The organism is Type-D symbiont of Plautia stali (genome assembly GCF_001485335.1).
GTDB classification, from domain to species: Bacteria; Pseudomonadota; Gammaproteobacteria; order Enterobacterales; family Enterobacteriaceae; genus Pantoea; species Pantoea vagans_C.
Genome location: NZ_BBOC01000026.1, coordinates 28,746 through 53,586 on the forward strand (window position 1 = coordinate 28,746; position 24,841 = coordinate 53,586).

Annotated in this window: 26 protein-coding genes; 18 read left to right on the top strand and 8 right to left on the bottom strand. The window is 54.6% G+C overall.

Translation table 11 applies throughout. The annotated features are described in order from the left end of the window. Positions 1-154 precede the first annotated feature (154 nt). Entirely contained in the window at positions 155-901 is a 747-nt protein-coding gene (gene cysQ, locus PSSD_RS10415) for a 3'(2'),5'-bisphosphate nucleotidase CysQ (protein ID WP_039331431.1), read from the top strand. A gap of 69 nt (positions 902-970) precedes the next feature. Here cysQ and PSSD_RS10420 read toward each other — a convergent pair whose 3' ends face one another. Next, positions 971-1,525: a YtfJ family protein gene (locus tag PSSD_RS10420; protein WP_039331428.1), complete on the bottom strand. Its 555-nt coding sequence runs from the start codon at positions 1,523-1,525 to the stop codon at positions 971-973. 313 nt (positions 1,526-1,838) lie between these two features. Between PSSD_RS10420 and PSSD_RS10425 the strand changes: the two genes are divergently transcribed. Then, positions 1,839-2,045, top strand: a complete 207-nt coding sequence (locus tag PSSD_RS10425) for a DUF1107 domain-containing protein (RefSeq protein ID WP_031280153.1) — start codon at positions 1,839-1,841, stop codon at positions 2,043-2,045. A gap of 83 nt (positions 2,046-2,128) precedes the next feature. Here PSSD_RS10425 and paeA read toward each other — a convergent pair whose 3' ends face one another. After that, positions 2,129-3,466 carry a polyamine export protein PaeA gene (gene paeA, locus PSSD_RS10430; protein WP_039331425.1) on the bottom strand — a complete coding sequence of 446 codons (1,338 nt, stop codon included), beginning with the start codon at positions 3,464-3,466 and terminating at the stop codon, positions 2,129-2,131. Positions 3,467-3,915: 449 nt separating this feature from the next. Between paeA and tamA the strand changes: the two genes are divergently transcribed. From tamA to PSSD_RS10445, 3 genes are read left to right on the top strand one after another with little or no spacing between them, the layout of a single operon-like run. Next, positions 3,916-5,655: an autotransporter assembly complex protein TamA gene (gene tamA, locus PSSD_RS10435; RefSeq protein ID WP_038644462.1), complete on the top strand. Its 1,740-nt coding sequence runs from the start codon at positions 3,916-3,918 to the stop codon at positions 5,653-5,655. Beyond that, positions 5,652-9,422 (top strand): autotransporter assembly complex protein TamB, encoded by a 3,771-nt coding sequence (gene tamB, locus PSSD_RS10440; protein ID WP_058971279.1) that lies wholly within the window; start codon positions 5,652-5,654, stop codon positions 9,420-9,422. Before tamA ends, tamB begins: the two co-directional genes overlap by 4 nt. A 2-nt stretch (positions 9,423-9,424) precedes the next feature. Next, positions 9,425-9,778 carry a gamma-glutamylcyclotransferase family protein gene (locus PSSD_RS10445; protein WP_058971282.1) on the top strand — a complete coding sequence of 118 codons (354 nt, stop codon included), beginning with the start codon at positions 9,425-9,427 and terminating at the stop codon, positions 9,776-9,778. Between the two features lie 98 nt (positions 9,779-9,876). Here the strand turns inward: PSSD_RS10445 and ppa are convergent, their stop codons facing one another. From ppa to PSSD_RS10460, 3 genes are all read right to left on the bottom strand, one after another. Then, positions 9,877-10,407, bottom strand: coding sequence for an inorganic diphosphatase (gene ppa, locus PSSD_RS10450; protein WP_039331418.1), 531 nt, complete (start codon positions 10,405-10,407; stop codon positions 9,877-9,879). A 100-nt stretch (positions 10,408-10,507) separates the two neighbouring features. Beyond that, entirely contained in the window at positions 10,508-10,957 is a 450-nt protein-coding gene (locus tag PSSD_RS10455) for a DUF441 domain-containing protein (RefSeq protein WP_038644476.1), read from the bottom strand. 71 nt (positions 10,958-11,028) lie between these two features. Beyond that, entirely contained in the window at positions 11,029-11,442 is a 414-nt protein-coding gene (locus PSSD_RS10460) for a lysozyme inhibitor LprI family protein (protein ID WP_058971285.1), read from the bottom strand. A gap of 174 nt (positions 11,443-11,616) precedes the next feature. Here PSSD_RS10460 and PSSD_RS10465 point away from each other — a divergent pair, with 174 nt between their 5' ends. Further along, on the top strand, positions 11,617-13,176 hold the full coding sequence (locus PSSD_RS10465; RefSeq protein WP_058971701.1) for a methyl-accepting chemotaxis protein: 1,560 nt from the start codon (positions 11,617-11,619) through the stop codon (positions 13,174-13,176). 16 nt (positions 13,177-13,192) lie between these two features. On the opposite strand, the gene PSSD_RS10470 is transcribed toward PSSD_RS10465, so the two are convergent. Then, positions 13,193-13,483 (bottom strand): helix-turn-helix domain-containing protein, encoded by a 291-nt coding sequence (locus PSSD_RS10470; RefSeq protein WP_039331413.1) that lies wholly within the window; start codon positions 13,481-13,483, stop codon positions 13,193-13,195. 92 nt (positions 13,484-13,575) lie between these two features. On the opposite strand from PSSD_RS10470, the gene PSSD_RS10475 reads away from it, so the two are divergent. Beyond that, entirely contained in the window at positions 13,576-13,839 is a 264-nt protein-coding gene (locus PSSD_RS10475) for a helix-turn-helix domain-containing protein (protein ID WP_039331412.1), read from the top strand. Between the two features lie 50 nt (positions 13,840-13,889). On the opposite strand, the gene fbp is transcribed toward PSSD_RS10475, so the two are convergent. Next, positions 13,890-14,894, bottom strand: a complete 1,005-nt coding sequence (gene fbp / locus PSSD_RS10480) for a class 1 fructose-bisphosphatase (protein WP_039331410.1) — start codon at positions 14,892-14,894, stop codon at positions 13,890-13,892. Positions 14,895-15,060: 166 nt separating this feature from the next. Here fbp and mpl point away from each other — a divergent pair, with 166 nt between their 5' ends. Beyond that, entirely contained in the window at positions 15,061-16,416 is a 1,356-nt protein-coding gene (mpl, locus tag PSSD_RS10485; protein WP_058971288.1) for a UDP-N-acetylmuramate:L-alanyl-gamma-D-glutamyl-meso-diaminopimelate ligase, read from the top strand. A gap of 126 nt (positions 16,417-16,542) precedes the next feature. Here the strand turns inward: mpl and yjgA are convergent, their stop codons facing one another. Further along, positions 16,543-17,091: a ribosome biogenesis factor YjgA gene (gene yjgA / locus PSSD_RS10490; protein WP_058971291.1), complete on the bottom strand. Its 549-nt coding sequence runs from the start codon at positions 17,089-17,091 to the stop codon at positions 16,543-16,545. Between the two features lie 116 nt (positions 17,092-17,207). Here yjgA and pmbA point away from each other — a divergent pair, with 116 nt between their 5' ends. The 10 genes from pmbA to dagF all read left to right on the top strand — a co-directional run bounded on the left by pmbA (position 17,208) and on the right by dagF (position 24,840). Continuing rightward, entirely contained in the window at positions 17,208-18,548 is a 1,341-nt protein-coding gene (gene pmbA, locus PSSD_RS10495; protein ID WP_058971294.1) for a metalloprotease PmbA, read from the top strand. 71 nt (positions 18,549-18,619) lie between these two features. Then, on the top strand, positions 18,620-19,006 hold the full coding sequence (gene cybC / locus PSSD_RS10500) for a cytochrome b562 (RefSeq protein ID WP_039331402.1): 387 nt from the start codon (positions 18,620-18,622) through the stop codon (positions 19,004-19,006). 254 nt (positions 19,007-19,260) lie between these two features. Beyond that, positions 19,261-19,599, top strand: a complete 339-nt coding sequence (locus PSSD_RS10505) for a glycine dehydrogenase (protein ID WP_039331400.1) — start codon at positions 19,261-19,263, stop codon at positions 19,597-19,599. A gap of 17 nt (positions 19,600-19,616) precedes the next feature. After that, positions 19,617-19,973 carry an SFCGS family glycine-rich protein gene (locus PSSD_RS10510; RefSeq protein ID WP_009087404.1) on the top strand — a complete coding sequence of 119 codons (357 nt, stop codon included), beginning with the start codon at positions 19,617-19,619 and terminating at the stop codon, positions 19,971-19,973. 2 nt (positions 19,974-19,975) lie between these two features. Further along, positions 19,976-20,275 carry a DUF4312 family protein gene (locus PSSD_RS10515; RefSeq protein WP_039331394.1) on the top strand — a complete coding sequence of 100 codons (300 nt, stop codon included), beginning with the start codon at positions 19,976-19,978 and terminating at the stop codon, positions 20,273-20,275. A 25-nt stretch (positions 20,276-20,300) separates the two neighbouring features. Further along, positions 20,301-21,077, top strand: coding sequence for a DUF4311 domain-containing protein (locus tag PSSD_RS10520; RefSeq protein WP_039331392.1), 777 nt, complete (start codon positions 20,301-20,303; stop codon positions 21,075-21,077). A gap of 12 nt (positions 21,078-21,089) precedes the next feature. Further along, the gene (locus tag PSSD_RS10525) at positions 21,090-21,737 is read left to right on the top strand and encodes a DUF4310 family protein (RefSeq protein WP_039331390.1); all 648 of its coding nucleotides are present in this window, start codon (positions 21,090-21,092) and stop codon (positions 21,735-21,737) included. A gap of 130 nt (positions 21,738-21,867) precedes the next feature. Next, the gene (locus PSSD_RS10530; RefSeq protein ID WP_058971297.1) at positions 21,868-23,001 is read left to right on the top strand and encodes an amidohydrolase/deacetylase family metallohydrolase; all 1,134 of its coding nucleotides are present in this window, start codon (positions 21,868-21,870) and stop codon (positions 22,999-23,001) included. Then, positions 22,985-24,106: a DgaE family pyridoxal phosphate-dependent ammonia lyase gene (locus PSSD_RS10535; protein WP_058971460.1), complete on the top strand. Its 1,122-nt coding sequence runs from the start codon at positions 22,985-22,987 to the stop codon at positions 24,104-24,106. Before PSSD_RS10530 ends, PSSD_RS10535 begins: the two co-directional genes overlap by 17 nt. After that, positions 24,103-24,840 carry a 2-dehydro-3-deoxy-phosphogluconate aldolase gene (gene dagF / locus PSSD_RS10540; RefSeq protein WP_039331384.1) on the top strand — a complete coding sequence of 246 codons (738 nt, stop codon included), beginning with the start codon at positions 24,103-24,105 and terminating at the stop codon, positions 24,838-24,840. Before PSSD_RS10535 ends, dagF begins: the two co-directional genes overlap by 4 nt. Position 24,841: the final 1 nt, after the last annotated feature.

The following is a 24,841-nucleotide window of genomic DNA, read 5'->3' on the forward strand; positions in this document are numbered from 1 at the left end:
GCCATAGCCGCGGTCAGTGAACTATGGTATTGATAATCATATAGATTGCCGTAGCCGACAGTACAGCCGCCGAGGGTTGAGGCACAACTGCTAAACTGTGTAGAGGTGGGCTGTAAATGTCTGACAGGCAGAATCAGCGGATAAGAGGTGGAAAATGTTAGATAAAATTTGCCAGCTGGCGCGTGAAGCGGGCGATGCAATTATGCAGGTGTACGATGGTGCACAGCCGATGGATGTCACACGCAAATCGGATGATTCCCCCGTCACCGCCGCCGATCTCGCGGCACATAAAGTGATTATTGATGGGCTTGCCCGGCTGTCACCCGAGATCCCGGTGCTGTCAGAAGAAGATCCGCCAGTCTGGGCGGAGCGTCAGCACTGGCAAAAGTATTGGTTGGTCGATCCGCTGGATGGAACCAAAGAGTTTATTAAGCGTAATGGTGAATTTACCGTCAACATTGCCCTGATCGACAACGGCAAGCCGGTGCTGGGCGTGGTCTACGCGCCGGCTCTGGGCGTCATGTACTTCGCTGCGGAAGGTAAAGCCTGGAAAGAAGAGGGCGGTCATAAAACGCAGATTCAGGTACGTGAAGCGCGTCCATTACTGGTGGTGGTGAGCCGTTCGCACTTTGATAAAGATGAAGAGCTGAAAGAGTATCTGACGCAGCTAGGCGAGCATCAAACCACGGCGATTGGTTCATCGCTGAAGTTTTGCCTGGTGGCTGAGGGGAAAGCGCAGCTTTATCCGCGCTTTGGGCCGACTAACATCTGGGATACCGGCGCGGGCCACGCGGTGGCGATTGCTGCTGGGGCACACGTGCATGACTGGCAGGGTAAAACGCTGGACTATGCACCGCGTGAGTCTTTCCTGAACCCGGGTTTTCGCGTTTCGCTGTTTTAATTCCTGGTGCGCATGAATGCGCACCTTACGTAAACCTTGTAGGGTCGCCATTTAGGGCGACCTTTGTTTTTATTGCAACAACTCACGGATCAACGTCATCGCCTGCTGCACTTCATCCTGCGTCAATGCGCCCTCTTTGGCGTAACGCACATGGCCGGTTTTATCCAACACCACAATGGCAGAGCCGCCTTTCTCCAACTGCCAGACTTTACGTACGTTGCCATTGCTGTCGACGATAAACTGCGACCACGGATATTGCTGCTTATTGCTCTCAATGCTGCTGCGCACAAACATGCCGGTACCGGGAATGGCATCGTCGGTATTGACGATGGTGGTGGTCTGATAACGATCGTGCGGGAATTTCGCGGCTTTAATCGCTTCAATCAACGCGGCATTCTGCTCTTTAGCCGACGAGCGCCCGGCAATATGTAAGATGACTCGCACTTTTCCACTCAGCTGCGCGCTATTCCACGGCTGGTAGCTAAACTTATCTTGTTGATAAAGCAGCTCACCTCTGTCACTCACGCCAACCGGCGGGACGCGGTCGCCCAGCTTCAACGCGTGGGCTGAGACGAGCCCCGGTAACAACAGTGCCAGTGCTATTAAAGAATGTGCCAAACGCATGTTGATGCTCCTTAGTGATCCGACCAGTTATTCATGTTTCTGCAATATTAGGCGTGGATGATGCGCCTGTCGCGATGAGTTAACAGCTTTGCAACCCACGCCACAATTCCTTAATGAGTGAAGGTTTATACTGTGTTTTGTGAGCGGCATAACAGAGTGTTCTGTAATGATGTGTCAATTCAGTAAAAAATTCACTTTTTCGGAACATACGTAACGCAGGGTGTTCTATAGTTATGCCTCATTTGCGCTTCATGGGCTCGTACCGAATTTGGCAACGGCGAAGCGTATTCCATCTGTTCAGGAGTTAGACAGCATGAAAATCTTCCAGCGCTATAATCCGCTGCAAATTGCGAAATATGTAAAGACGCTATTTAAAGGAAGGTTGTACATCAAGGATGTTGGCGCGTTTGAGTTTGATAAAGGCAAGGTAATGTTGCCACGCGTCAAAGATAAGCAGCATCTCAGCGTGATGTCAGAAATCAATCGCCAGGTGTTGCGACTGCAAGCTGAGTACAACTAAGCACCAAAAAGAAAGGGCGCCATGAAGTCAGGCGCCCTGTAGCGGCGCGATTTATCGCGCCTTGTTTTTTTCAGCCCATCACCCTACGGTGACTCAAGCTCATCCGTCGCACTCTTAGTGACATTCAGCACTGGCGGTCGGTCGTCAATACGCGTGACCAGCAGCTGGTCGATGCGGTAACTGTCGATATCCACCACTTCAAACTTATAGCCTGAGAACTTCACGAAATCGGTGCGTTTCGGGATTTTGCGCAGCATATACATCATAAAGCCGCCGATGGTTTCATAGTTACCGGACTGCGGGAAATCATCAATATCCAGCACGCGCATCACGTCATCAATTGGTGTGCCGCCTTCGACCAGCCATGAATTTTCATCACGCGCGACAATCTGCTCTTCCTGACCCTGGCCCACCAAATCGCCCATTAAGGTGGTCATCACATCGTTCAGGGTGATGATACCTACCACCAACGCGTATTCGTTCATGATCACCGCGAAGTCTTCACCGGCGGTTTTAAAACTTTCCAGCGCTTCGGAGAGGGTCAGTGTGTCCGGCACAATCAACGCGGAGCGGATCTGCACGCCGCTGCTGAGCGTCATACTCTGGTTACCCAGCACACGCAGCAGCAGCTCTTTGGAATCCACATAACCGACGATGTGATCGATGTCGCCGTCACACACCAGGAATTTAGAGTGCGGATGTTCAGCGATTTTGGTTTTCAGGCTGTTTTCATCTTCATGCAGATCAAACCAGACGATGTTCTCGCGGGATGTCATAGAAGAGGGCACGGTGCGCGATTCCAGCTCAAACACGTTCTCGATCAGTTCGTGCTCCTGCTTACGCAGTACCCCCGCCAGTGCGCCCGCTTCCACCACCGCATAGATATCATCCGAGGTGATGTCGTCTTTGCGCACCATCGGTAATTTGAAGATGCGGAAGAACACGTTCGCCAGACCGTTAAACAGCCACACTAGCGGGCGCATGATCAGCAAGCAGAAGCGCATTGGATTGATGATGCGCAATGCCACCGCTTCCGGCGCAATCATCCCCACGCGTTTAGGTGTTAAATCTGCGAACAGGATGAACAGGCTGGTGACAACGGTGAACGAGCAGATAAAGCTCAACTGATCGGCCAGTTCGGGAGACATGAAACGGCTAAACAGGCTGCTGAAGGCGGGTGAGAACGCGGCATCACCGACAATACCGCCAAGGATCGCCACCGCGTTCAGGCCAATCTGCACCACGGTGAAGAACATGCCAGGTTGTTCCTGCATTTTCAGCACGCGCTGGGCGTTAATGTTGCCTTCATCGGCCAGTAGTTTAAGTTTGATTTTACGGGCAGCCGCCAGCGAAATCTCTGAAAGAGAAAAGAATGAGCTGATCACAATCAGTAAAAGAATGACAAGTAAGCTATCGAGCATAAAAGATCCGTTGGGTTAATCACTTGTCATTTTTGGCCTGGGCAGCGCGGGCGTACATCCAGTACTCACCCGTGATACAGGGCTATCCGTGCCAAAAATGTCTGCGCCATTTCGACAAGGAACGTTAGCGTCGGGGCAGAAAGGAAAGCAGGTCATGCCTGCTGGGTGCTGATTATAGCAGCAGCGCTTATCATGCCGCCAGAGGCGCGCATCGAAGGCCAGGATTAATCCGAGTGCACCGCTGTCAGGCACAGAACTGCGGCTTCGTTGTTGTATCGGCCCCGCCATTTACCGACAATAGGAAATGATTTGGCTTAGTGACCATTTTTCCTCAGCTATGCGCCGAAAAGAGCGGCTATGCTGATGGGTAAGCGAGTGGTGGTGATAGCCTCCTATGAGCATTAACGCCCCTGCGGAATTAGGGGCAGGCATTATTAACAGGAGTAAACGTGCCACGATTGCATATTTATTGTCTGGCCAGCCTGTTGCTTGCTGCGCCTGCCGTTGAGGCAGCGAAAGTGCGCTTGCAGCTTGAAGGCTTAACCGGGGATTTACAAAAGAACGTCAGGGCGCGCTTGTCCACCATTGGTACGGACGAGGTGTCGAGCGACGGGCGTTTCCAGGCGCGTGTTTCGCAGGCGATCAAAGAAGGCTTGCGTGCGCTGGGTTACTACGAACCCGAGATCGATTTTGAGTCCCGTCCTGCTCCGCCGCAGGGTGGCAGACCGGTGTTGATTGCCCATGTGAAACCGGGTGAGCCAGTGAAGATCGGCGGCAGCCACATCGTGGTCGAAGGCGCAGCTAAAAATGATGATGATTACAAAGCCTGGGTGAAACAGGGCACGCCGAAAGTCGGCACCCAACTGAATCACGGCGAATACGATAAATTTAAAAACGGCTTCTCCAGCCTGGCACTGCGTAATGGTTACTTCGACGGTGACTTTAAGCAAAGCCAGCTTGGCGTTTCGGTCGAAAGACGCGAAGCTTTCTGGGACATCGATTACGACAGCGGTCCACGCTACCGTTTTGGCGATGTCAGCTTCCAGGGCTCGCAAATCAACGAAGCCTATCTGCGTAATCTGGTGCCGTTTAAAAAAGGCGATCCCTATAGCTCGCGTGATTTAGCGGAGCTGAACCGTCGTTTATCCGCCACGGGCTGGTTTAACTCGGTGGTGGTGGCCCCGGAATTTGATAAAGGTCGCCAGACCAAAGTGCTGCCGCTCAATGCAGCCGTCTCGCCGCGCGTGGAAAACACCATTGAAGCCGGTGTGGGCTATTCCACCGACGTCGGGCCACGTTTGAAAGGCACCTGGAAAAAGCCGTGGATCAACAGCAGTGGCCACAGCCTGACCGCCAGCTCCTATATTTCTGCTCCCGAACAGCAGTTGGACCTCAGCTATAAAGTGCCGCTGTTAAAAAGCCCGCTGGAACAGTACTACACCTTCTCCGGCGGCCTGAAGCGCACCGATCTCAACGATACCAAAGCCGATACCACCACGCTGGGCGTCTCCCGCAACTGGGACAGCAGCTCCGGCTGGCAGCGCGCGGTTAATCTGAAATGGAGTCTCGACCACTTTACCCAAGGTAGCGTCACCAACACCACGATGCTGCTCTATCCGGGCGTGAGTTTGAGCCGCACGCGTTCGCGCGGTGGCCTGATGCCCACCTGGGGCGACTCGCAGCGTTACTCGGTGGATGTCTCTGATACCACCTGGGGTTCGGATGTTGACTTCCTGATCCTGCAGGCGCAAAACGTCTGGATCCGCATGCTGGGCGAGAAAAACCGCTTTGTGGTACGTGGCAATCTCGGCTGGATCGAAACCAACGACTTCGACAAAGTCCCGCCGGATCTGCGCTTCTTCGCCGGTGGCGATCGCAGTATTCGCGGCTACAAATACAAAGATGTCTCGCCGCGTGACAGCGACGGCAAATTGACCGGGGCCTCCAAAATGGCCACCGGCTCGCTGGAGTATCAATACAACGTGACCGGCAAATGGTGGGGCGCGGTGTTTGTCGATTCCGGTGAAGCGGTGAATGACATCAAACAGAGTGATTTCAAAACCGGCGCGGGTGTCGGCGTGCGCTGGGCTTCTCCTGTGGGGCCGATCAAATTCGATATCGCACGTCCAATTGGCGATGACAAGGAACACGGTTTGCAATTCTATGTAGGACTGGGGCCTGAACTATGAAGCTGTGGAAAAAGGTCCTGATTGGATTCGGTATTTTTCTGGTGGTGCTGTTTGGCAGCGTGGCGTTTCTGATTGGCACCACGCCGGGATTGCATCTGTTACTCAAAGGCGCCGATCGTTGGGTGCCGGGTTTATCGATTAACAAAGTCGAAGGCGGCTGGCGTGATCTCACGCTGAGCGGCGTGAAATATGAGATGCCAGGCGTGAGTGTCGACGCGGGGCGCTTCCACCTGGCGCTGAATCTCAATTGCCTGCTGCACTCCTCAGTCTGTGTCAACGACATTGGCTTGCAGGACGTCAGCGTGGTGGTCGATAGCAAGAAAATGGCCCCGCCCGCGGCTCCGCCTCCGCAAGAAGAGAGCGGCAGCACCAACCTGAGTACGCCATATCCGATCACCCTGAGCAAAGTTGGCCTGCATAACATCAACGTCAAAGTGGATGATACGGCGATCTCGCTGTTGGATTTCACCACCGGCCTTAACTGGCAGGGCCGTGCGCTGACGTTAACGCCAACGCATATTCAAAGCCTGCTGATTGCGCTGCCGAAAGCGGCGAAAGTGGTCGATGAGCAAGTGGTGCAGCCAAAAGTGCAGCAGCCGCAGCCAGATGAAAAGCCGCTGGGTGAAACCCTGCAAGAGATGTTTGCCAAACCGCTGCTGCCAGAATTGCCAGATTTCCAACTGCCGTTGGATATCACCGTACAGGAACTGCTTGGCGAGCAGTTGCGCCTGACCGGTGACACTGATGTCTCCATCACGCGTCTGTTGCTGAAAGCCAAAACCGCCGATCGCCATCTGCAACTGGAAACCTTTGACGTCGATTCACCGCAAGGGCAGGTTAACGCCAGCGGTGACGCGCAGCTGGCCGATAACTGGCCAGTGAACTTCACTCTCAATGGTTCCCTGAATCTTGACCCTATCAAGGGTGAGAAGATCAAAATGAACCTCAGCGGGGCGATGCGTGAAGAACTCAAGCTGGGGCTGAATCTCTCCGGACCGGTGCAGGCACAGCTGGATGCCGCTGCACAACCGGCGGTCGCCGGGTTACCGCTGTCACTCAAACTCACCAGTCCGCAACTGCGCTGGCCGTTGACTGGCCCGGTGCAGTATCAGGCCGATAACCTCGATTATCAGTTCAGAGGCAAAGCCACTGACTATGTGATGTCGCTGCGCACCGCCGTGAAGGGTGAAGGCGTGCCGCCTGCCACTCTGGCGCTGGACGGTAAAGGCAATGTGCAGCAGTTCAATCTTGATAAGCTGCGTATCGCGGCGCTACAGGGCAACGTGGATTTGACGGCGCTGGTGGACTGGAGCAAAGCCATCAGCTGGCGCAGTGAACTGACGCTGTCGGGTATCAACACTGCCAAACAGTATCCAGACTGGCCTGCCAAACTCGACGGCAAAATTGCCACGCGTGGCAGCCTGTATGGCGGTAGCTGGCAGCTCAGCGTGCCGCAGCTGGAGCTGAAGGGCAACGTGAAGCAGAACCTGGTCAGCGCGAAAGGTTCGCTCACTGGCAACAGCTACAACCAGTGGAAAATCCCCGGTATCAACATTGCGCTGGGCCGCAACCATCTGGATGTGAAGGGTGAACTGGGCGATGCACTCAATCTGGATGCCAACATTGATGCGCCGCAGTTGGACAACGCGCTGCCAGGTCTCGGTGGGGTGGCGAAAGGCACAGTAAAAGCGCGAGGAACCTTGAAGGCGCCGCAATTACTGGCGGACCTGACGGCAACCGGCTTACGCTGGCAGCAGTTGCATATTCAACGCGTGGCGCTGCAAGGTGATGTGAAATCCAGCGAGCAGATTGCCGGTAAGCTGCAACTGCGCGTCGAGCAACTGCAACAGGATGCGCTGAAGATCAACCTGCTGACGCTGAATGCCGACGGCAACGAGAAACAGCATCAGCTGAAGCTGAACGTACAAGGCGAGCCGGTTTCTGGTCAGTTGGCACTGAACGGCAGCTTTGATCGTCAAACCCAACGCTGGCAGGGCAATCTCAACAATACCCATTTTGACACGCCGGTGGGTGAATGGCGTCTGACGCGCGCCATGGCGATTGATTATCTCAACAGCAAGCAGACTGCGACTATCGGGCCTCACTGTTGGCAGAACCCGAATGCACAAGTCTGCGTCCCAGAACCGATTGAAGCAGGGCCAAGCGGTCATGCCCATGTGGTACTCAATCGCTTCGATTTGGCGATGATCAAACCCTTCCTCACCGATGCCACCAAGCTTAACGGCGTATTCAGCGGTGATGCGCGGGTGAACTGGACCGCCGATGGCGCGCTGCCTACTGGCACCGTATCGCTCAAAGGCAACGGGGTGAAAGTGGAGCAGGATGTGCAGGGCAACACGCTGCCAATTGCTTTCGATACGCTCAACCTCAATGCGGCGATGCGTAATGGACGGGCACAACTCGACTGGCTGATCCACATCGTTAACAACGGTCAGTTGAGCGGTAACGTGCAAATTGCCGATCCGCAAAACCGCCGATTGCTGTCAGGGAACGTGGGCATCAGCAATCTGTCACTGGCGATGTTCAACCCGGCGTTGATGCAGGGTGAGAAGATCAAAGGCAATCTCAACAGCAATCTGCGTCTGGGCGGTTCGTTGCAGCAGCCGCAGGTGTTTGGCCAGTTGGGATTGAGCGATGTGAATGTGCAGGCCAGCTTTATGCCGGTTTCGCTCACCTCCGCCAACCTGAATATGGTGTTTAACGGCATGAGCTCCACGCTCAACGGCCTGTTGCAAACCACGCAGGGCAACCTGAACCTGGGCGGTAATGCCGACTGGAGCCAACTGGATAACTGGCGTGCCCGTGTGACAGCCCAGGGCAGCCGTATCCGCGTAACGGTGCCGCCGATGGTACGTATGGATGTATCACCGGATCTGGTATTCGAGGCCACGCCAGCCGCGTTTAATCTTGATGGCAAGGTTGATATTCCCTGGGCGCGTATCACGGTGCAGGAAGTGCCAGAGAGCGCCACCGGTGTCTCTTCCGATGAGGTGATGCTGGATAAAGATTTGAAACCGATTCAGCCGAAGACTGCGGCGATTCCGATCAACAGCAACCTGGTGATCCACGTCGGCAACGATGTGCGTCTCTCTGCTTTTGGCCTGAAAGCCAAACTGAACGGCGATCTTAAACTGGTTCAGGATAAAAACGGCCTGGGCCTGAACGGGCAAATCAATATTCCGGATGGCCGTTTCCACGCCTATGGACAGGATTTGATTGTGCGCAAAGGGGAGCTGCAGTTTGCTGGACCACCGGATCAGCCGTATGTGAATCTAGAGGCGATACGTAATCCAGAGGCAACCGAAGATGATGTCACGGCCGGTATCCGTGTCACCGGCTTAGCGGATGAACCGAAAGTGGAGGTGTTCTCTGACCCTGCAATGTCGCAACAGGAAGCACTTTCTTACCTGTTACGCGGCCAGGGACTGAGCAGTGACGGTGACAGCAATGCATTAACTTCAGCACTTGTAGGGTTAGGGGTTGCACAAAGTGGTCAGGTTATGGGTAAAATCGGCGAGACATTCGGCGTAAGTAACCTTGCCCTTGATACCACCGGCGTGGGCGACAGCCAGCAGGTGCAGGTGAGTGGTTATGTACTGCCGGGTCTACAAGTAAAATACGGTGTCGGCATATTTGATTCACTGGCGACTTTAACCTTGCGTTATCGCCTGATGCCCAAACTCTATTTAGAAGCCGTGTCGGGTCTCGATCAGGCACTGGATTTGCTCTATCAGTTTGAGTTTTAGCAATGCGAATAATTGTCTACGGCAGTTTACGGCGCAAACAGGGAAACAGTCATTGGATGACGAATGCGCAATGGCTCGGCGACCATCAGATTGAAGGGTTTGATCTCTACAATCTGGGGCACTATCCGGGCGTGGTTGAGGGTGAGGGCAAGGTCTGTTGCGAGGTTTATCGCATTGATGCCAGCACGCTCGGCGAACTTGATGCCTTGCGCACCAAGAATGGCGAATACAAACGCCAACTTATCCAGACGCCTCACGGCAGTGCCTGGCTGTATGTGTATCAGCGTTCGATAGCTGGTCGCACCCGCATCGCGAGTGGTGACTGGCTAAAACGCGACGAGGATACCGAGGCATAAATAAAAACACCGTCCAATGGACGGTGTTTTTTTATCATCCGGTTGTGGCATTTGCACCCTACGTTGTAGGGTGCGCATGAATGCGCACCAGGAGTCGATTATTTCTTCTGAGCGCGCTCGAAAGAAGAGATGATTTCAGCTTTGGCCGCTTCTGCGTTGTCCCAGCCGTCAACCTTCACCCATTTGCCTTTTTCCAGGTCTTTGTAGTGCTCGAAGAAGTGGGTGATTTGCGCTTTCAGCAGTTCTGGCAGGTCGTTCACATCTTTGATGTGATCGTATTCTTTGCTCAGCTTGGTGTGCGGAACCGCAACCAGTTTGGCATCTTCACCAGACTCGTCGGTCATTTTCAGCACGCCAACTGGACGGCAGCGAATCACAGAACCCGGCACCAGCGGATACGGGGTTGGCACCAGCACGTCAACCGGATCACCATCCAGAGACAGGGTGTGGTTGATGTAACCGTAGTTGCACGGATAGAACATGGCGGTAGACATGAAACGGTCTACAAACAGGGCGCCAGACTCTTTGTCCACTTCATATTTGATCGGATCGGCGTTCGCTGGGATCTCGATAACGACATAGATATCTTCTGGCAGTTCTTTACCTGCAGGCACCTGGTTCAAACTCATCTGGCTTTCCTTCATTGGTCGTATGTTGAGTGACGGCTATTATAGCCAACTGACTCTGAAAGTATGCCCCCTTTTTGGCGTTTAGGAATGCTCCAACGGCCTACTTAGCGGTGACAAACAGCGAGACAATCCCCGCAGCAATCAGTGGTCCGACCGGGACACCACGGAAAAACGCCACGCCAATTACCGTGCCGATCAACAATCCACCAATCACCGATGGCTGCACACTCATAAAACTGACGCCACGACCGCCCAGCCAGGCGACAAACACCCCGACAATAATCGCCACAATCGATTGCCAGTTAGCAAAGGACTTTAGCAGTGACGAAGCCGGCAAAGTGCCGCTGGCCAGCGGTGCCATGACCGCCACAGTCAGGATAATGATACCGATCTGAATCCCCTGTTTTTCCACATACGGAAAGAACTGCGACAGCGGCGTGAGTTTGATGGCGAGTAAGATCAGAATCGAGATAGTGACAGCGCTGTTGTGCACGAAATAGCTGAGAACGGCGAGGCAAACCAGAATGATGGTAGAGGCATAAGCAGCCATGATTTCTCCCTGTAGATGGATGGGTGCGCGGATCAGTGCCCGCGCTGACGTTTTTTTAACGCCCCCATTTATCAACAATCATCGGGATTGGCGCAACTGCCTTTGTTGATTGATTGCAACATTAATGCCTGATTACGCACCAGGTTGACCCCTTGCGCACCCACGGAGAGAGCCGCCATGCTGCCCTGGCTGCTCAGGAAATAGCTGCGGCTGGCATCCATCCAGCTGTCGCGGTATGTCAGCCACGCACGCTGGGCAGTGCGTAATTTGTCTTTAGCGTCACCGATTAATTTTTTCATTGCCTGGTTGTACTGGACATTCATCTCTTTATCCCAGGACTTATTGGCCGCGCTGTAGCACTGTGACATGCCCGCGGTAGACGATTCCTTGTTCAGACACTGTTGTAGCTGCTTATCCAGCGGATGGGTTTGCGCCAGCGCCATTCCCGAGGTGCAAAAGCAGGCGAGCAAAAGCCATTTTTTCATCGATTTATCCCTTCATTTTTTTACGGTCAAACGTAATTCATGGTGAAGAGTAGGGGATTGCCAGCCGAATGACTATCAACTCTGGATAAAGTTTCTGTGATCAACTGCCGATAATCTCTCCGTTTTAGGGCCAGTGGAGTTCTGCCTTTTTCCATACACACGGGAATGATCATGATCAGACAACTATCAATACGTACCGCTTTGCTTGCGTTGTTGGCCATCATGACGGTGATGCTGTTAGCCGTCAGCGCCATGGGTATTTATGCCATTAACGCTGGGAATCAATCACTGGACGCGTTAAACCGCATCCAGGGAATTGAGCTGAACAAGTTGTATCAAAGCCGCTCTGAACTGATGCGTGCACGCGCCAATGCGGCGTTGGCGGTACGCAAAATCGAAATTGGTTTGTTGGACGACGGCACGAAAGTGACCAATCAAGCGCAGGCCGCTGTGGATAGCTCACACGCCTTACTGAAAGCCTTTGTCGATGCGGGCACGGTCACCGCTCAGGGGAAAACCTTGGCGGACGCCGTTGTCGCCACTTATGCCATCTACGACAAAGAGGGCATCACGCCGATGATGGATGCTCTGAAAAAGCAGTATACCGATGAGTATTATCAGGTGCTGGAAGGGAAGCAGTCGCAGCTCGCGGCCAACTACTCGAAAGCGGTGAATGATTTCAGCCAGTATGCCGATCAAGTCTCCGCTGCGCGTTTGCAGCAAGCGGCAGAGAACGAAGTGCAGATGAAAGTGATGATTGGCGTGGTGATGGCGCTGACGCTGCTGCTAATCGTGCTGGCCTGGCAGCTGTTACGCCGCTCGTTACTGCGTCCTCTCGACAGCGCCATTGCGCATCTGGAGCAGATTGCGGCAGGCGATCTTTCACAGCCGTTACCCGCTGCGGGCAGCAATGAAATTGGCCGTCTTAATCAGGCACTGTCCGATATGCAGCTGGCGTTGCGTGATTCCGTCAGTCAGGTGCGTGAAGCCAGCTTGCAGATTGATGTGGGCAGCCGTGAACTGGCGGCAGGCACCGTGCATTTGTCACAGCGCACTGAAGAGTCGGCGGCGTCGCTGGAGCAGACGGCGGCCAGCATGGAGCAGCTCACTGCAACGGTACGTCTCAATGCCAGCAACGCGCAGCAGGCGAACCAGCTAGCCAGCAATGTCTCAACCAGCGCGGATCGCGGTGCCGAAGTGGTGGGCTACGTGATGGAGAAGATGCAGGAGATCACGCAAAGCTCTAACCGCATCGGCGATATTCTTAGCGTTATCGACGGCATTGCTTTCCAGACCAATATCCTAGCGCTTAACGCATCGGTTGAAGCGGCACGAGCCGGGGAGCAGGGGCGTGGTTTTGCCGTGGTCGCTAACGAAGTGCGCACCCTGGCAGGGCGCAGTGCCACCGCCGCGAAAGAGATCCGCGAGCTAATCAGTGAATCCCAGACGCGCGTCAAAGAGGGCAGCGACATGGCTACGCGTGCGGGTGAAACCATGGATGAGATCTCCACTGAAGTGATGCGCGTGACGTCACTGATGAAAGAGATTTCAATTGCCTCAGAAGAGCAGAGTCGTGGCATTGAGCAGGTGAATCAGGCGGTGACGCAGATGGATGAAGCCGCGCAGCAGAACGCCGCGCTGGTGGAAGAAGCCAGCGCCGCCACCCAGTCACTGGAAGCGCAGTCACAGCAGTTGCAGGAGTCGATGGCGCAGTTCCGCGTGGTCGCCGCGTAATCAGGTGGCAACGTGCTTATGGCACGTTGCCACTCTTACCTTCAGAAAAGCGCAGGATCATCTCGGCTAATCGGTCATCTTCAGCCAGAAAATAGGCGGCAGAGATATCCAGCGCCTTCGCCAGTAATTGCAGTGTCAGCAAATCGGGCTGATGCACCCCCACTTCATAGCGATTGATACGCGCGCTGGCGGAAAACTCTTCTATCCCTGCTGCAATTCCCAACCTTTTTTGCGACAAATTCTTAGCGAGACGCGCATGTTTCAGGCGTCTACAGAAGGTGTCTTGCAGGGATGAGGTTGGTTTCATGACTACGAGAATCGTAGATTTACTGCTTGTCAGATACTACGAGTAACGTAGTATCGTTAAGTGAACCTATAACGATAACTAAGGAGAGTGACGTGGGTGAAAGCAAGCAGGACTGGCATCAGGCCGATATTATTGCCGCCTTACGAAAGAAAGGGACTTCATTAGCTGCGGTGTCCCGCGAGGCGGGTTTGTGCTCAACGACGCTGGCCAATGCCTTAACGCGATCGTGGCCGAAAGGTGAGTGGCTGATTGCTGAAGCTATTGGTGTGGCACCGAATGAGATATGGCCAAGCCGATACTACTCACCACAAGGTGAGCTGATTGACCGTCAGGCAAAAAGACGAAAGATGAAATGAGTCAACAAAAAGCCCGCTACATTGAGCGGGCTTTTTCACATCAAAACAACTTACGCGTGGCTGTCCGGGAATTCACGGATGAAGCGCTCAACGTCATCGACCATCGCATCGTTGCCGCAGAAGAACGGGCAACGCTGGTGCAGCGTTTCAGGCTGAATGTCGAGGATACGATGCTCACCGTCACTGGCTTTACCGCCGGCCTGTTCCGCCAGGAACGCCATTGGGTTGCACTCATACAGCAGACGCAGCTTGCCTTTCGGGTGGCTGGCGGTGCTTGGATAGAGATAGATGCCGCCTTTCAGCAGGTTACGGTGGAAGTCTGCCACCAGTGAACCGATGTAGCGCGACGTGTACGGGCGCTTGGTCGCTACATCTTCTTCCTGACAGAATTTCAGGTATTTCTTCACGCCCTGTGGGAAGCGAATGTAGTTACCTTCGTTGATCGAGTAGGTATAACCTTTCTCTGGGAAGGTCATGCGCTCGTGGCTCAGGCAGAACACGCCGAGAGACGGATCGTAGGTAAACGCATGCACGCCCACACCGGTGGTGTAAACCATCATGGTGGAAGAGCCGTACACCACATAACCGGCGGCGACTTGCTTGTTGCCCGGCTGCATGAAGTCCGCTTCGGTGATCGGGGTACCCGGCTCACTGATGCGGTGATAGATAGAGAAAATGGTACCAACGGAAACGTTAACGTCGATGTTTGAAGAACCATCCAGTGGGTCCATCAACACCACGTATTTACCGTCCTCTGAACCTTCAAAGATGACAAACTCATCTTCTTCTTCAGAAGCGATACCGGCAACCACGCCACGCGCTTTCAGGGCAGCTTTCAGTTTTTCATTCGCGAACAGGTCCAGCTTCATCTGCTGTTCACCCTGCACGTTTTCCACGCCGCTGGCACCTAGAATATCCACCAGACCCGCTTTGTTGATGTCGCGGTGGATAATCTTAGCCCCAAGCTTGATGGAGGAAATCAGCGCCGTCAGTTCACCTGTGGCGTGAGGAAAGTCGTGTTGCTTCTCGACGATGAATTCGCCTAACGTTTTCATAACACATTCCCTGAATCTACGGTGGAGTGGCAGCAGCTGTAACACGCTACCAACGTATGAGCGCAGTTTAGCCGATTGAACTTTAAAAACCATAGTCCTAATCCGTTTCTTCCCACTCTGCTCGGGGTTACACTGTGCGCCGAACTTTTGAGTAATGGGTCTCTTTATGCGTATTCACATCCTTGGGATTTGTGGCACTTTCATGGGCGGACTGGCGATGCTCGCCCGTTCACTGGGACACGAAGTGACCGGTTCAGACGCCAATGTCTACCCGCCGATGAGCACCTTGCTGGAGCAGCAAGGCATTGAATTGACAGAAGGTTATGATGCCAGTCAGCTTGTTCCGCAGCCGGATTTAGTGATCATTGGCAACGCCATGACGCGCGGCAATCCGTGTGTGGAAGCGGTACTGGAACGCAACATTCCGTACCTGTCAGGCCCACAGTGGCTGCACGATTTCGTGCTGCGCGATCGTTGGGTGTTGGCTGTGGCGGGCACCCACGGAAAAACCACCACCGCAGGCATGGCAGCGTGGATTCTGGAGGCCTGTGGCCTTGAGCCGGGCTTTATCATCGGTGGTGTGCCAGGAAACTTCGACGTTTCGGCAAAATTAGGAAAAAGTCCATTCTTCGTCATTGAGGCGGATGAGTACGACAGCGCGTTCTTCGACAAACGTTCTAAGTTTGTCCATTACTGCCCGCGCACCCTGATCCTCAACAATCTCGAATTCGATCACGCCGATATCTTTGACGATCTGCGTGCGATCCAGAAACAGTTCCACCACCTGATTCGTATCGTGCCGGGACAGGGTAAGATCCTGCTGCCAGAGCACGATCACAATCTCAAGCAGGTGATGGCGATGGGCTGCTGGAGCGAGCAGGAAACCGTGGGCGACAACGGCCACTGGCAGGCGAAGAAATTGACGCCGGACTCATCGCACTGGGAAATCTGGCTCGACGGCGAGAAAGTCGGCGAAGTGAACTGGGCGCTGGTGGGCGAACACAACATGCACAACGGGCTGATGGCGGTTGCCGCCGCTCGTCACGTGGGCGTGAAACCCGTGGATGCAGGTGAAGCGCTCAGCAGCTTTATCAATGCACGACGTCGCCTGGAACTGCGTGGTGAGGCGAATGGCATCAAGGTGTACGATGACTTTGCACACCACCCCACGGCGATTCACGCCACGCTGGCGGCGCTGCGCAGTAAAGTCGGTGGCACGGCGCGCATTCTGGCAGTGCTGGAGCCACGCTCTAACACCATGAAGATGGGCGTCAGTAAAAACGATTTGGCACCGTCACTGGGCCGTGCTGATAAAGTGTTCCTGTTCCAGCCACATCATATTCCGTGGCAGGTGTCGGATGTGGCGGAAGCCTGTGTCCAGCCAGCCAAGTGGAGCGCGGATATCGATACGCTGGTAGAGATGGTGGCGAAAGAAGCCCAGCCAGGAGATTCCATTCTGGTGATGAGTAACGGCGGCTTTGGTGGTATTCATCAGAAACTGCTGGAGCGATTGGGGCGTTAAGTTTGCGGTGGCCATAAATGGCCACCCTACAAGGTATGCAATCTCATTGCAGGGTCGCCAATCAAGGTGTGCAATCTCATTGTAGGGTCGCCATTCATGGCGACCTTTTTAATGAGCGCAGCGGACCTACGCTTCTGCCAACTCGCGCAGATACTGGAAAATCTGACGGGCTGATTTAACCGGCTTGTTCGCGGCTTTCTCTTTCTGCGCATTACGGATCATGCTGCGCAACTGCTGACGGTCAGCGTCTGGATAGAGGGCAATCACCTCTGCCACGGCGTCATCGCCTTTCTCAATCAAACGATCGCGCAACTGCTCGAGTTTATGGAACAGCGCAACCTGCTGGTTGTGGCGGTTCTTCAGCTTATCCAGCGCCTGACGGATCGGATCTTCATCGCGCGCGCGCAACATCTTACCGATCAGCTGCAACTGGCGGCGACGGCCTTCCTTCTTAATGCGCTGTGCCAGTTCAATGGCGGCACGCAGATCTTCGTCGAGGGGGATCTTATCGAGGGAGTTTTTCCCTAAATCCACTAACTCGGCACCGAGGCGTTTTAGCTCTTCGGCGTCGCGTTTAATTTCGCTTTTACTGACCCAGATAATCTCATCGTCTTCATCTTCTTCGTTTTGATTATCCGGCACATCGTCGAGCCAGTCATCGGGCTGCTTGGTCATCTCTTGGCTCCCTAAAAAAAAGAGGCTAATCCTACCAGTTTATCGGGCGACTGCGAAATTGTTCTCTGAGTCTGATAGACTCAATAAATTCATACTTAAGATTAGACGGCAGGTCGATGAACGTATCTACTCAGGTTGCAGAACAACGTAAAGTGTTAGAACAGGCTGTCGCGCAGGCGCTGGAACTGGCGAAAGCCAGCACCGATGGTGCAGAAGTGGCGGTCACTAAAACCACCGGCATCGGCGTCAGCACCCGCTACGGCGAAGTCGAAAACGTCGAATTCAACAGCGATGGTGCGCTCGGCATCACCGTCTATCATCAAAACCGAAAAGGCAGTGCTTCCTCAACCGACCTTAGCCCGGATGCGATTAAACGCACCGTGCAGGCGGCGATCGATATTGCCCGTTACACCTCTGTTGATCCTTTTGGTGCCCCCGCCGATCCCGATCTGCTGGCCTTTGAAGCGCCGGATCTTGATCTCTACCATCCGTGGGAGATCGATGCCGATCGCGCTATCGAACTGGCCGCTCAGGCGGAACAAGCGTCACTGCAGGCGGATAAGCGCATCACCAATACCGAAGGCGGCAGCTTTAACAGCCATGTCGGCATCAAAGTGTTTGGTAACAGCCACGGCATGCTGCAAAGCTACTGCTCAAGCCGTCATTCACTCTCCAGCTGCGTGATTGCAGAGCAAGATGGCGACATGGAGCGTGACTACGCTTACACCATTGGTCGCTCAATGGACGACCTGAAAAGCGCGGAATGGGTGGGGCAGGAGTGTGCGCGTCGCGTGTTGTCACGTTTAGCGCCGCGTAAGCTGTCGACCATGAAAGCACCGGTGATCTTCGCGCCAGAAGTGGCGACTGGTCTGTTTGGTCATCTGGTGGGCATGATCAGCGGCGGCAGCGTTTATCGCAAATCGACCTTCCTGCTGGATTCACTGGGCAAACAGATTCTGCCGGAATGGCTGACCATCGAAGAGAAACCGCATCTGCTGAAAGGGCTGGCTTCCACGCCGTTCGACAGCGAAGGTGTGCGCACTCAGGCGCGTGACATCATTAAAGATGGCGTACTGCAAAACTGGCTCTTGACCAGCTATTCAGCGCGCAAGCTTGGCTTGCAGAGCACCGGTCACGCGGGCGGCATCCATAACTGGCGCATTGCAGGCCAGGGCCACAGCTTTGAGGATCTGTTGAAGCAGATGGGCCGTGGTTTAGTGGTCACCGAAATGATGGGTTCCAGCGTGAGTGCCATGACAGGCGACTACTCGCGCGGCGCGTCAGGCTTCTGGGTGGAAAACGGTGAAATCCAATATCCTGTGAGCGAGATCACAATTGCGGGCAACCTGAAAGACATGTGGCTCAATATGGTAACCCTCGGTAACGACATTGAAACGCGCAGCAATATACAATGCGGGTCGGTGCTGCTGCCGGAGATGAAAATCGCCGGACAATAAAACATCGCTTCCTGAAAGCAGCCCACGAGGCTGCTTTTTTATTAGCCCGACAATAATAAAAGGATATACCGATGCGTAAGCATGTGATTGCAATGTTGTCTCTCTCGCTGTTGTTCTCCTCGGCTAGCGTTTTTGCCGCTGACCTGGAGAAAGATATGGATACGCTGAAAGATGGTCTGAGCGTGGTGAAAAAAACCTCCGATGCTCAGGAAATGCAAACTGCACTCGGCAAGATGCGCCAGGCGGCGGAGGATGCGAAAAAATCCACCCCGGAGAAACTGGAAGGTCAGTCGGCTGACAGCGCTCAGATTAAGGATTATCACGCCGGTCTGGATTCGTTGATTGCGCAGATTGATGTCGTTGACCAGTTAGCCAAAGCCAACAAACTGGACGAGGCTAAAACGGAAGCGAAGAAACTGGAAGATATTCGCAACGCCAACCATAAGAAATTCCGCTGATAAACCTGGCCAGCCCTCTGCTGGCCTTATTCCCTTCGCTCACCTCGCCGTAATTATTCGCCTTATTCCATCACATCACCGCATTTTGTGACCTGTTTCGCACAGTTCGTGCGTACTGCGATCTGGCGCACACTCAGCCGTGGGATTTCCACTTAAAGGTGGAAAAGATGCGTCTCCACAGCGGCCAGCGGAAAGCGTAATTTCTTTTCAACGCGAATTATCTCTAATTGTCCGCAGTAAACAGGAGTAACAAGGTGAGGAGTGAAGCTGTCCCACTGAAGCAAAGTACGCCGGAAGCCATTCAGGCGTTGGCGGATAACGTGATGAAGCAAATTGCGGCGATCTACACCGCTCACCAGATTGAAGCCAATGCGGTTCAGCAGCAGATGCTGGCTTCACATGTGCGAGCCATGGCCGGGCGCTCCCTCACGGGTGAGGCGCTGCCAGAGGTAGAAGCCGAGCTGTTTGAAGATATCTCGCCAGACACCATGGCGCTGGCGCAGCAGGTGGTGGATCTGTTTGGCAATCTGCCTAAAGAAGAAGCCTGGCTACTTTCGGTGCATATCGAAGTGGCGAAATCGAACGAATCTTGAATTGAGAGGAATTGAACATGGTAACTGTCGTCATTGGTGATCGTCTGGGTAAAGGCCAGAAAGTCGCAGCCGGTATTGAGAAAGCAGGCGGACGTGCCGTCGTGGTACCGGGCGTCGCGGCAGACATGAAGCTGGGCGATGTGATGAAAGCGGAAAACGCTGACTTCGGCATCTCTTTCTGCGGCAGCGGCGGTGCGGGTGCCATCACTGCACAGAATAAATACGGCTACAAAGCGAAACACGGCATGCGTTCCATCGATGAGGGCGTCACGGCCATCAACGAAGGCGCCACCGTACTGGGCTTCGGCTTTATGGATAAAGAAGAGCTGGGTGAACGTCTGGTGCAGGCGTGGAACAAGAAGCACGGCAGCTAAGCATGAAACAGCAATATGACACTCAGGTCACGGTGCAGGGCAAAGGCGACAGCAAAGCAAAAGCCTTTGCCGATGCACTGAGCAAGGTGCAGCAGCAAGTGCTGCGCACCAGTCAAAAGATTCTGTTGCGCATTGAACCCATAGATGTGCGGGTGCTGCGCGCGCAGGAGAGCGTACGCACAGAGAAGTTCTTGTTCTTCTTTCTGGCGCGCGAACGACGGAACTACAGCGTCGAGCTGGAAATTACCGTCAGCGTCACCGTGATCGATACCGACAAGGTGGATTTCATCGCGACGAAATAAAAACGACAACAAAGGGTACAACAACATGTTTCTGATCATTTTGTTTAAGTCGTTGATCATAGGTGGATTGGTTGGCGTTGGGGTAGGAGCGGGCGCAGCGCGCATGTTCCACGCACCGACCACGCAGGGTATGGGCGCATTTCGTACCTTGGGTGAACTCAATTCCTGCGAAGGCGATCCTGCATCGCACTTCTCCTTTGGTCTTGGCTTCTTCTTTAACGCCTGGGCATCGTCAGTGGCTGCGGGTTCCTTCACACAGGACGTTGACCACCGCATTATTCCCAACTGGGGCGCGGCAGCGTTGATGGTGAAAAATCGTAACCTCGCCGAAACCCTGCACAACCCGAAACGCATGGCGATTGCCTGCGGCATCATCGGCATGATCGTAGTGGCATTCCTCAACAGTACCGCTTCTGCGGTGCCCGCGGCATTGCAGGTCACGGCGGTCAAAGTCTTAGTCCCCGCCGCGAACCTGCTGGTGAACACCGTGATGCCAGTGATCTTCTGGCTGGCGGCGATTGATGCCGGTAAGAAATCAGGTTTCTGGGCGACCATTTTTGGCGGTCTGGCGCAGTTGATCATGGGTAACGCAGTACCGGGCTTGGTGCTGGGCATTCTGATCGGTAAAGGCGTGGAAGAGAGCGGCTGGAACAAGGTCACCAAAGTGATGATGTTCGCTATCGTGCTGCTGTTTGCCTTGAGCGGCTTCTTCCGCGGCTTCGACATGAAGCTGCTGCAATCCTTCCAACTGGGCATCCCAGGCTGGCTGGACATGATCCACAACAGCCTGAGCGGCAAATAAGGAGCCTTGAGAATGAACGAGACCGAAAACAAAGGGTTCTGGTATGCCGACTGGTCGTTCCCGATCTTTGTTGGCCTGCTGTCTGCGGGTGTGTTTGCCGGTACGCATATGTACTACCTGTACGGTATTGGCGCGTTTAACGAAGTCGCGTTTGTGTCGATGCTGCGTTCGGGTATGGAAACCGGCGTGTATGGCGCAGTGGCGGCATTTGGTGCCAGTTTCTTGTTTGCCCGCATCATCGAAGGTTCGCTGGTGGGGATCCTCGATATTGGTGGCGCAATCCAGACCGGCGTTGGCCTGGGCGTTCCGGCGCTGCTGCTCGGGGCAGGGATTGTGTTCCCGGTGGCCAACTTCGCCGCTTCACTGGCAACGGGCCTGGTGGTGGGGTTAGCCATTGGTTATCTGATTATCCTGGCGCGTAAGTTCACCATTAATCAGAGCGATTCCACCTACGGTGCGGACGTGATGATGGGCGCAGGTAATGCCTCCGGTCGCTTCCTTGGGCCGTTGATCATTCTCTCTGCGATGGCCGCATCGATTCCAATCGGTCTTGGTTCGCTGGTGGGTGCGCTGCTGTTTTATCTCTGGAACAAACCGATCACCGGTGGTGCGATTCTCGGTGCCATGGTGTTAGGCGCGATGTTCCCGATTTCGTTGTGATTTTTTGTGTGACCAGGTCGCCATTAATGGCGACCCTACAACGGCTCGGCGCGGTTTGTAGGGTCGGCAGTCAATTGCGGCTAGTGTTTTGTAGGGTGCGCATTAATGCGCACCTGGCTAAGGAGTTCGCATGTTTGATCTGATTCTGCGCCGCGCGCGTCTGTGCGACGAACAGCTGGTGGATATTGCCATCCAGCACGGCAAAATTGCTGCTGTAGGCGAGGTCAGCGGCCCAGCCCAGCAGGAGCGCGATCTGGCAGGGCGTTACTATGTCAGCGCAGGCTGGATCGACAGCCACGTACACTGCTACCCCAAATCCCCGATATACCATGATGAAGCTGATGCGATTGGTGTGGCGCAGGGCGTCACCACGGTTGTCGATGCGGGCAGCACCGGCGCGGATCATATCGACGATTTCTATCAGCTCACCCGTTCTGCCACCACTGAAGTACGTGCGCTGATCAACATCTCGCGCACCGGCATCATCACCCAGAACGAACTGGCGGATATGACGCAGATCGATGGCGAAGCGGTGGTGCAGGCGGTGAAACGCCGTCCAGACTTTATCGTGGGCCTGAAAGCGCGCATGAGCAGCAGCGTGGTGGGTGAAAACGGCATCCAGCCGCTGATTCGTGCCAAAGCCATTCAGCAGGCGGCCGGTAATTTGCCATTGATGGTGCATATCGGGAATAACCCACCGGTGCTGGAAGAGATCGCCGATCTGCTGACCTCCGGTGACATCATCACCCACTGCTTCAATGGCAAACCGAACCGCATCCTGTCGCCGCAAGGTGAACTGAAAGCGGCGGTAAAAAATGCCATCGCGCGTGGCGTGAAGCTGGACATCGGTCACGGCAGTGCCAGCTTCAGTTTTGAAGTGGCGCGCCAGGCCATCGCGCAGGGCATTCTGCCTGACACCATCAGCTCGGACATCTATTGTCGCAACCGCATCAACGGGCCGGTACACAGCCTGGCGCACGTGATGTCGAAATTCTTCAGTATCGGTATGACCTTGCCGCAGATTATTGACTGCGTCACGGTGAACGCCGCGGCTGGCCTGCGCTTAGCAGGCAAAGGGCGCTTAACCGCTGGTTATGACGCCGACCTGACCATTTTTACCGTCAAAGAGGAAGCCCGCCCGTTCGTCGATGCTGAAGGCGAACGGGTTCTGGGTGAGCAACATTTGCTGCCGCTGGCCGTGGTTGTCGCGGGTGAGTGGCATCTGACTGATGAAGGGAAAACCAATCATGTCTTCGATTTATGAAAAATATGACCTGAAACAGGTCATCAATGCCTCCGGTCGTATGACCATTCTTGGGGTTTCTACCCCGTCTGCTGATGTGGTGGACACGGTCAGCTACGGTCTGAATCACTACTTCGAGATCAAAGATCTGGTCAACAAGACCGGCGCGTACATCGCGAAATTGCTGGAGGTCGAGAATGCGGTAGTGGTGTCGTGCGCCTCTGCCGGTATCGCGCAAAGCGTGGCGGCGGTGATCGTCAAAGATAACGACTGGCTGCTGGATAACCTGCACGCTGCGCCGCTGACCGTGCCGCACGATATCGTGGTGCCAAAAGGCCACAACGTGAATTTTGGTGCTCCGGTGGGTGCGATGGTAGCACTGGGCGGTGGACGCCTGATTGAAGCCGGTTACAGCAATGAGTGCTCGCCAGAACAGCTGGCGGCAGCCATCACGCCGACCACGGCAGCGCTGCTGTACATCAAGTCACACCACTGTGTGCAGAAAAGCCACCTCGGCGTTGAGCAGGCGGCGGTTGTTGCGCGTAAGCACGGTATTCCATTGATCGTGGATGCGGCGGCGGAAGAGGATCTGCAATGCTACTACCAGATGGGTGCCGATCTGGTGATCTACAGCGGTGCGAAAGCGATTGAAGGACCCACCAGCGGCTTAGTGATTGGCCGCACCCAGTACGTTGAATGGGTAAAACGCCAGAGCAACGGCATTGGCCGTGCAATGAAAGTGGGCAAAGAGGGTATTCTTGGCCTGACGCAAGCGATTGAAAACTATCTGGTACAGCCGAAAACCACCGGTGCCGAAATGGTCGCCAATATGACGCCGTTTATCGACCATCTCAATGGGATAAATGGCGTGACCGCCCGCGTGGTGTGGGATGCGGCAGGACGTGATATCGCTCGTGCGGAAATCAAGTTCGATGAATCGGTCACGGGCTGGCCCACTGGCGAACTGGTGCAGGCGCTGAAAACCGGCGACATCGCCATCTATTTCCGTGGCTACAAAGCCAATGAAGGCATCATTGAAGCCGATGTGCGCAGCGTGAGCGCCGACCAGCTACACATCATCTTTAGCCGTATCCAGGCGTTAATCAGCGGAGGAAAACGCGCATGAGTCTGAACCCTAATTTCTATCAGGACCGTCTGTGCCTCAACGTGCTGGCGGGTTCAAAGCAGAATGCCAAAGAGATTTGGCAGGCAGCGGAAGGCCATGTGCTGGTGGGTGTGCTGTCAAAAAACTACGCCAGCAACGAAGAAGCGATTGCCGATATGCGCGAGTATGCGGCGCTGATCGATAACGCACTGTCCGTGGGTCTGGGCGCGGGCGATCCGAATCAGTCGGCGATGGTGAGTGAAATCTCTGCGGTGCTGCAACCGCAGCACGTCAACCAGGTGTTTACCGGTGTGGCAACCAGCCGTGCGCTATTGGGCCAGAACCAAACCGTCGTGAATGGATTGATCTCACCGACCGGCACGCCGGGTTTGGTGAAGATCTCCACCGGGCCGCGCAGTTCGCAGGTTGAAGATGCGATTGTGCCAATCGACAGCGCGATTGCCATGCTGCAAGACATGGGTGGCAGCTCAGTGAAATACTTCCCCATGGGCGGTTTGAAAGCGGTGAATGAGTATCGCGCGGTGGCGGAAGCCTGTGCGCGTCACGACTTCTGGCTGGAACCGACTGGCGGCATCGATCTCAATAATTTCGAAGCCATTGTGCAGATTGCGCTCGATGCAGGCGTAAGCAAAGTTATCCCGCACGTCTATAGTTCGATTATCGATAGCGCGACCGGCGACACACGCATTGACGATGTGCGTCAGCTTCTGGCAACGTGCAAAAAATTGCTGTAAC

What these genes read in the sequence shown, in the direction of transcription:
- cysQ (WP_039331431.1), top strand. Translation starts at nt 155, where the DNA reads ATGTTAGATAAAATTTGCCAGCTGGCGCGTGAAGCGGGCGATGCAATT.
- PSSD_RS10420 (WP_039331428.1), bottom strand. Translation starts at nt 1,525, where the DNA reads ATGCGTTTGGCACATTCTTTAATAGCACTGGCACTGTTGTTACCGGGG.
- PSSD_RS10425 (WP_031280153.1), top strand. Translation starts at nt 1,839, where the DNA reads ATGAAAATCTTCCAGCGCTATAATCCGCTGCAAATTGCGAAATATGTA.
- paeA (WP_039331425.1), bottom strand. Translation starts at nt 3,466, where the DNA reads ATGCTCGATAGCTTACTTGTCATTCTTTTACTGATTGTGATCAGCTCA.
- tamB (WP_058971279.1), top strand. Translation starts at nt 5,652, where the DNA reads ATGAAGCTGTGGAAAAAGGTCCTGATTGGATTCGGTATTTTTCTGGTG.
- PSSD_RS10445 (WP_058971282.1), top strand. Translation starts at nt 9,425, where the DNA reads ATGCGAATAATTGTCTACGGCAGTTTACGGCGCAAACAGGGAAACAGT.
- ppa (WP_039331418.1), bottom strand. Translation starts at nt 10,407, where the DNA reads ATGAGTTTGAACCAGGTGCCTGCAGGTAAAGAACTGCCAGAAGATATC.
- PSSD_RS10455 (WP_038644476.1), bottom strand. Translation starts at nt 10,957, where the DNA reads ATGGCTGCTTATGCCTCTACCATCATTCTGGTTTGCCTCGCCGTTCTC.
- PSSD_RS10460 (WP_058971285.1), bottom strand. Translation starts at nt 11,442, where the DNA reads ATGAAAAAATGGCTTTTGCTCGCCTGCTTTTGCACCTCGGGAATGGCG.
- PSSD_RS10470 (WP_039331413.1), bottom strand. Translation starts at nt 13,483, where the DNA reads ATGAAACCAACCTCATCCCTGCAAGACACCTTCTGTAGACGCCTGAAA.
- fbp (WP_039331410.1), bottom strand. Translation starts at nt 14,894, where the DNA reads ATGAAAACGTTAGGCGAATTCATCGTCGAGAAGCAACACGACTTTCCT.
- mpl (WP_058971288.1), top strand. Translation starts at nt 15,061, where the DNA reads ATGCGTATTCACATCCTTGGGATTTGTGGCACTTTCATGGGCGGACTG.
- yjgA (WP_058971291.1), bottom strand. Translation starts at nt 17,091, where the DNA reads ATGACCAAGCAGCCCGATGACTGGCTCGACGATGTGCCGGATAATCAA.
- pmbA (WP_058971294.1), top strand. Translation starts at nt 17,208, where the DNA reads ATGAACGTATCTACTCAGGTTGCAGAACAACGTAAAGTGTTAGAACAG.
- cybC (WP_039331402.1), top strand. Translation starts at nt 18,620, where the DNA reads ATGCGTAAGCATGTGATTGCAATGTTGTCTCTCTCGCTGTTGTTCTCC.
- PSSD_RS10510 (WP_009087404.1), top strand. Translation starts at nt 19,617, where the DNA reads ATGGTAACTGTCGTCATTGGTGATCGTCTGGGTAAAGGCCAGAAAGTC.
- PSSD_RS10515 (WP_039331394.1), top strand. Translation starts at nt 19,976, where the DNA reads ATGAAACAGCAATATGACACTCAGGTCACGGTGCAGGGCAAAGGCGAC.
- PSSD_RS10520 (WP_039331392.1), top strand. Translation starts at nt 20,301, where the DNA reads ATGTTTCTGATCATTTTGTTTAAGTCGTTGATCATAGGTGGATTGGTT.
- PSSD_RS10525 (WP_039331390.1), top strand. Translation starts at nt 21,090, where the DNA reads ATGAACGAGACCGAAAACAAAGGGTTCTGGTATGCCGACTGGTCGTTC.
- PSSD_RS10530 (WP_058971297.1), top strand. Translation starts at nt 21,868, where the DNA reads ATGTTTGATCTGATTCTGCGCCGCGCGCGTCTGTGCGACGAACAGCTG.
- PSSD_RS10535 (WP_058971460.1), top strand. Translation starts at nt 22,985, where the DNA reads ATGTCTTCGATTTATGAAAAATATGACCTGAAACAGGTCATCAATGCC.
- dagF (WP_039331384.1), top strand. Translation starts at nt 24,103, where the DNA reads ATGAGTCTGAACCCTAATTTCTATCAGGACCGTCTGTGCCTCAACGTG.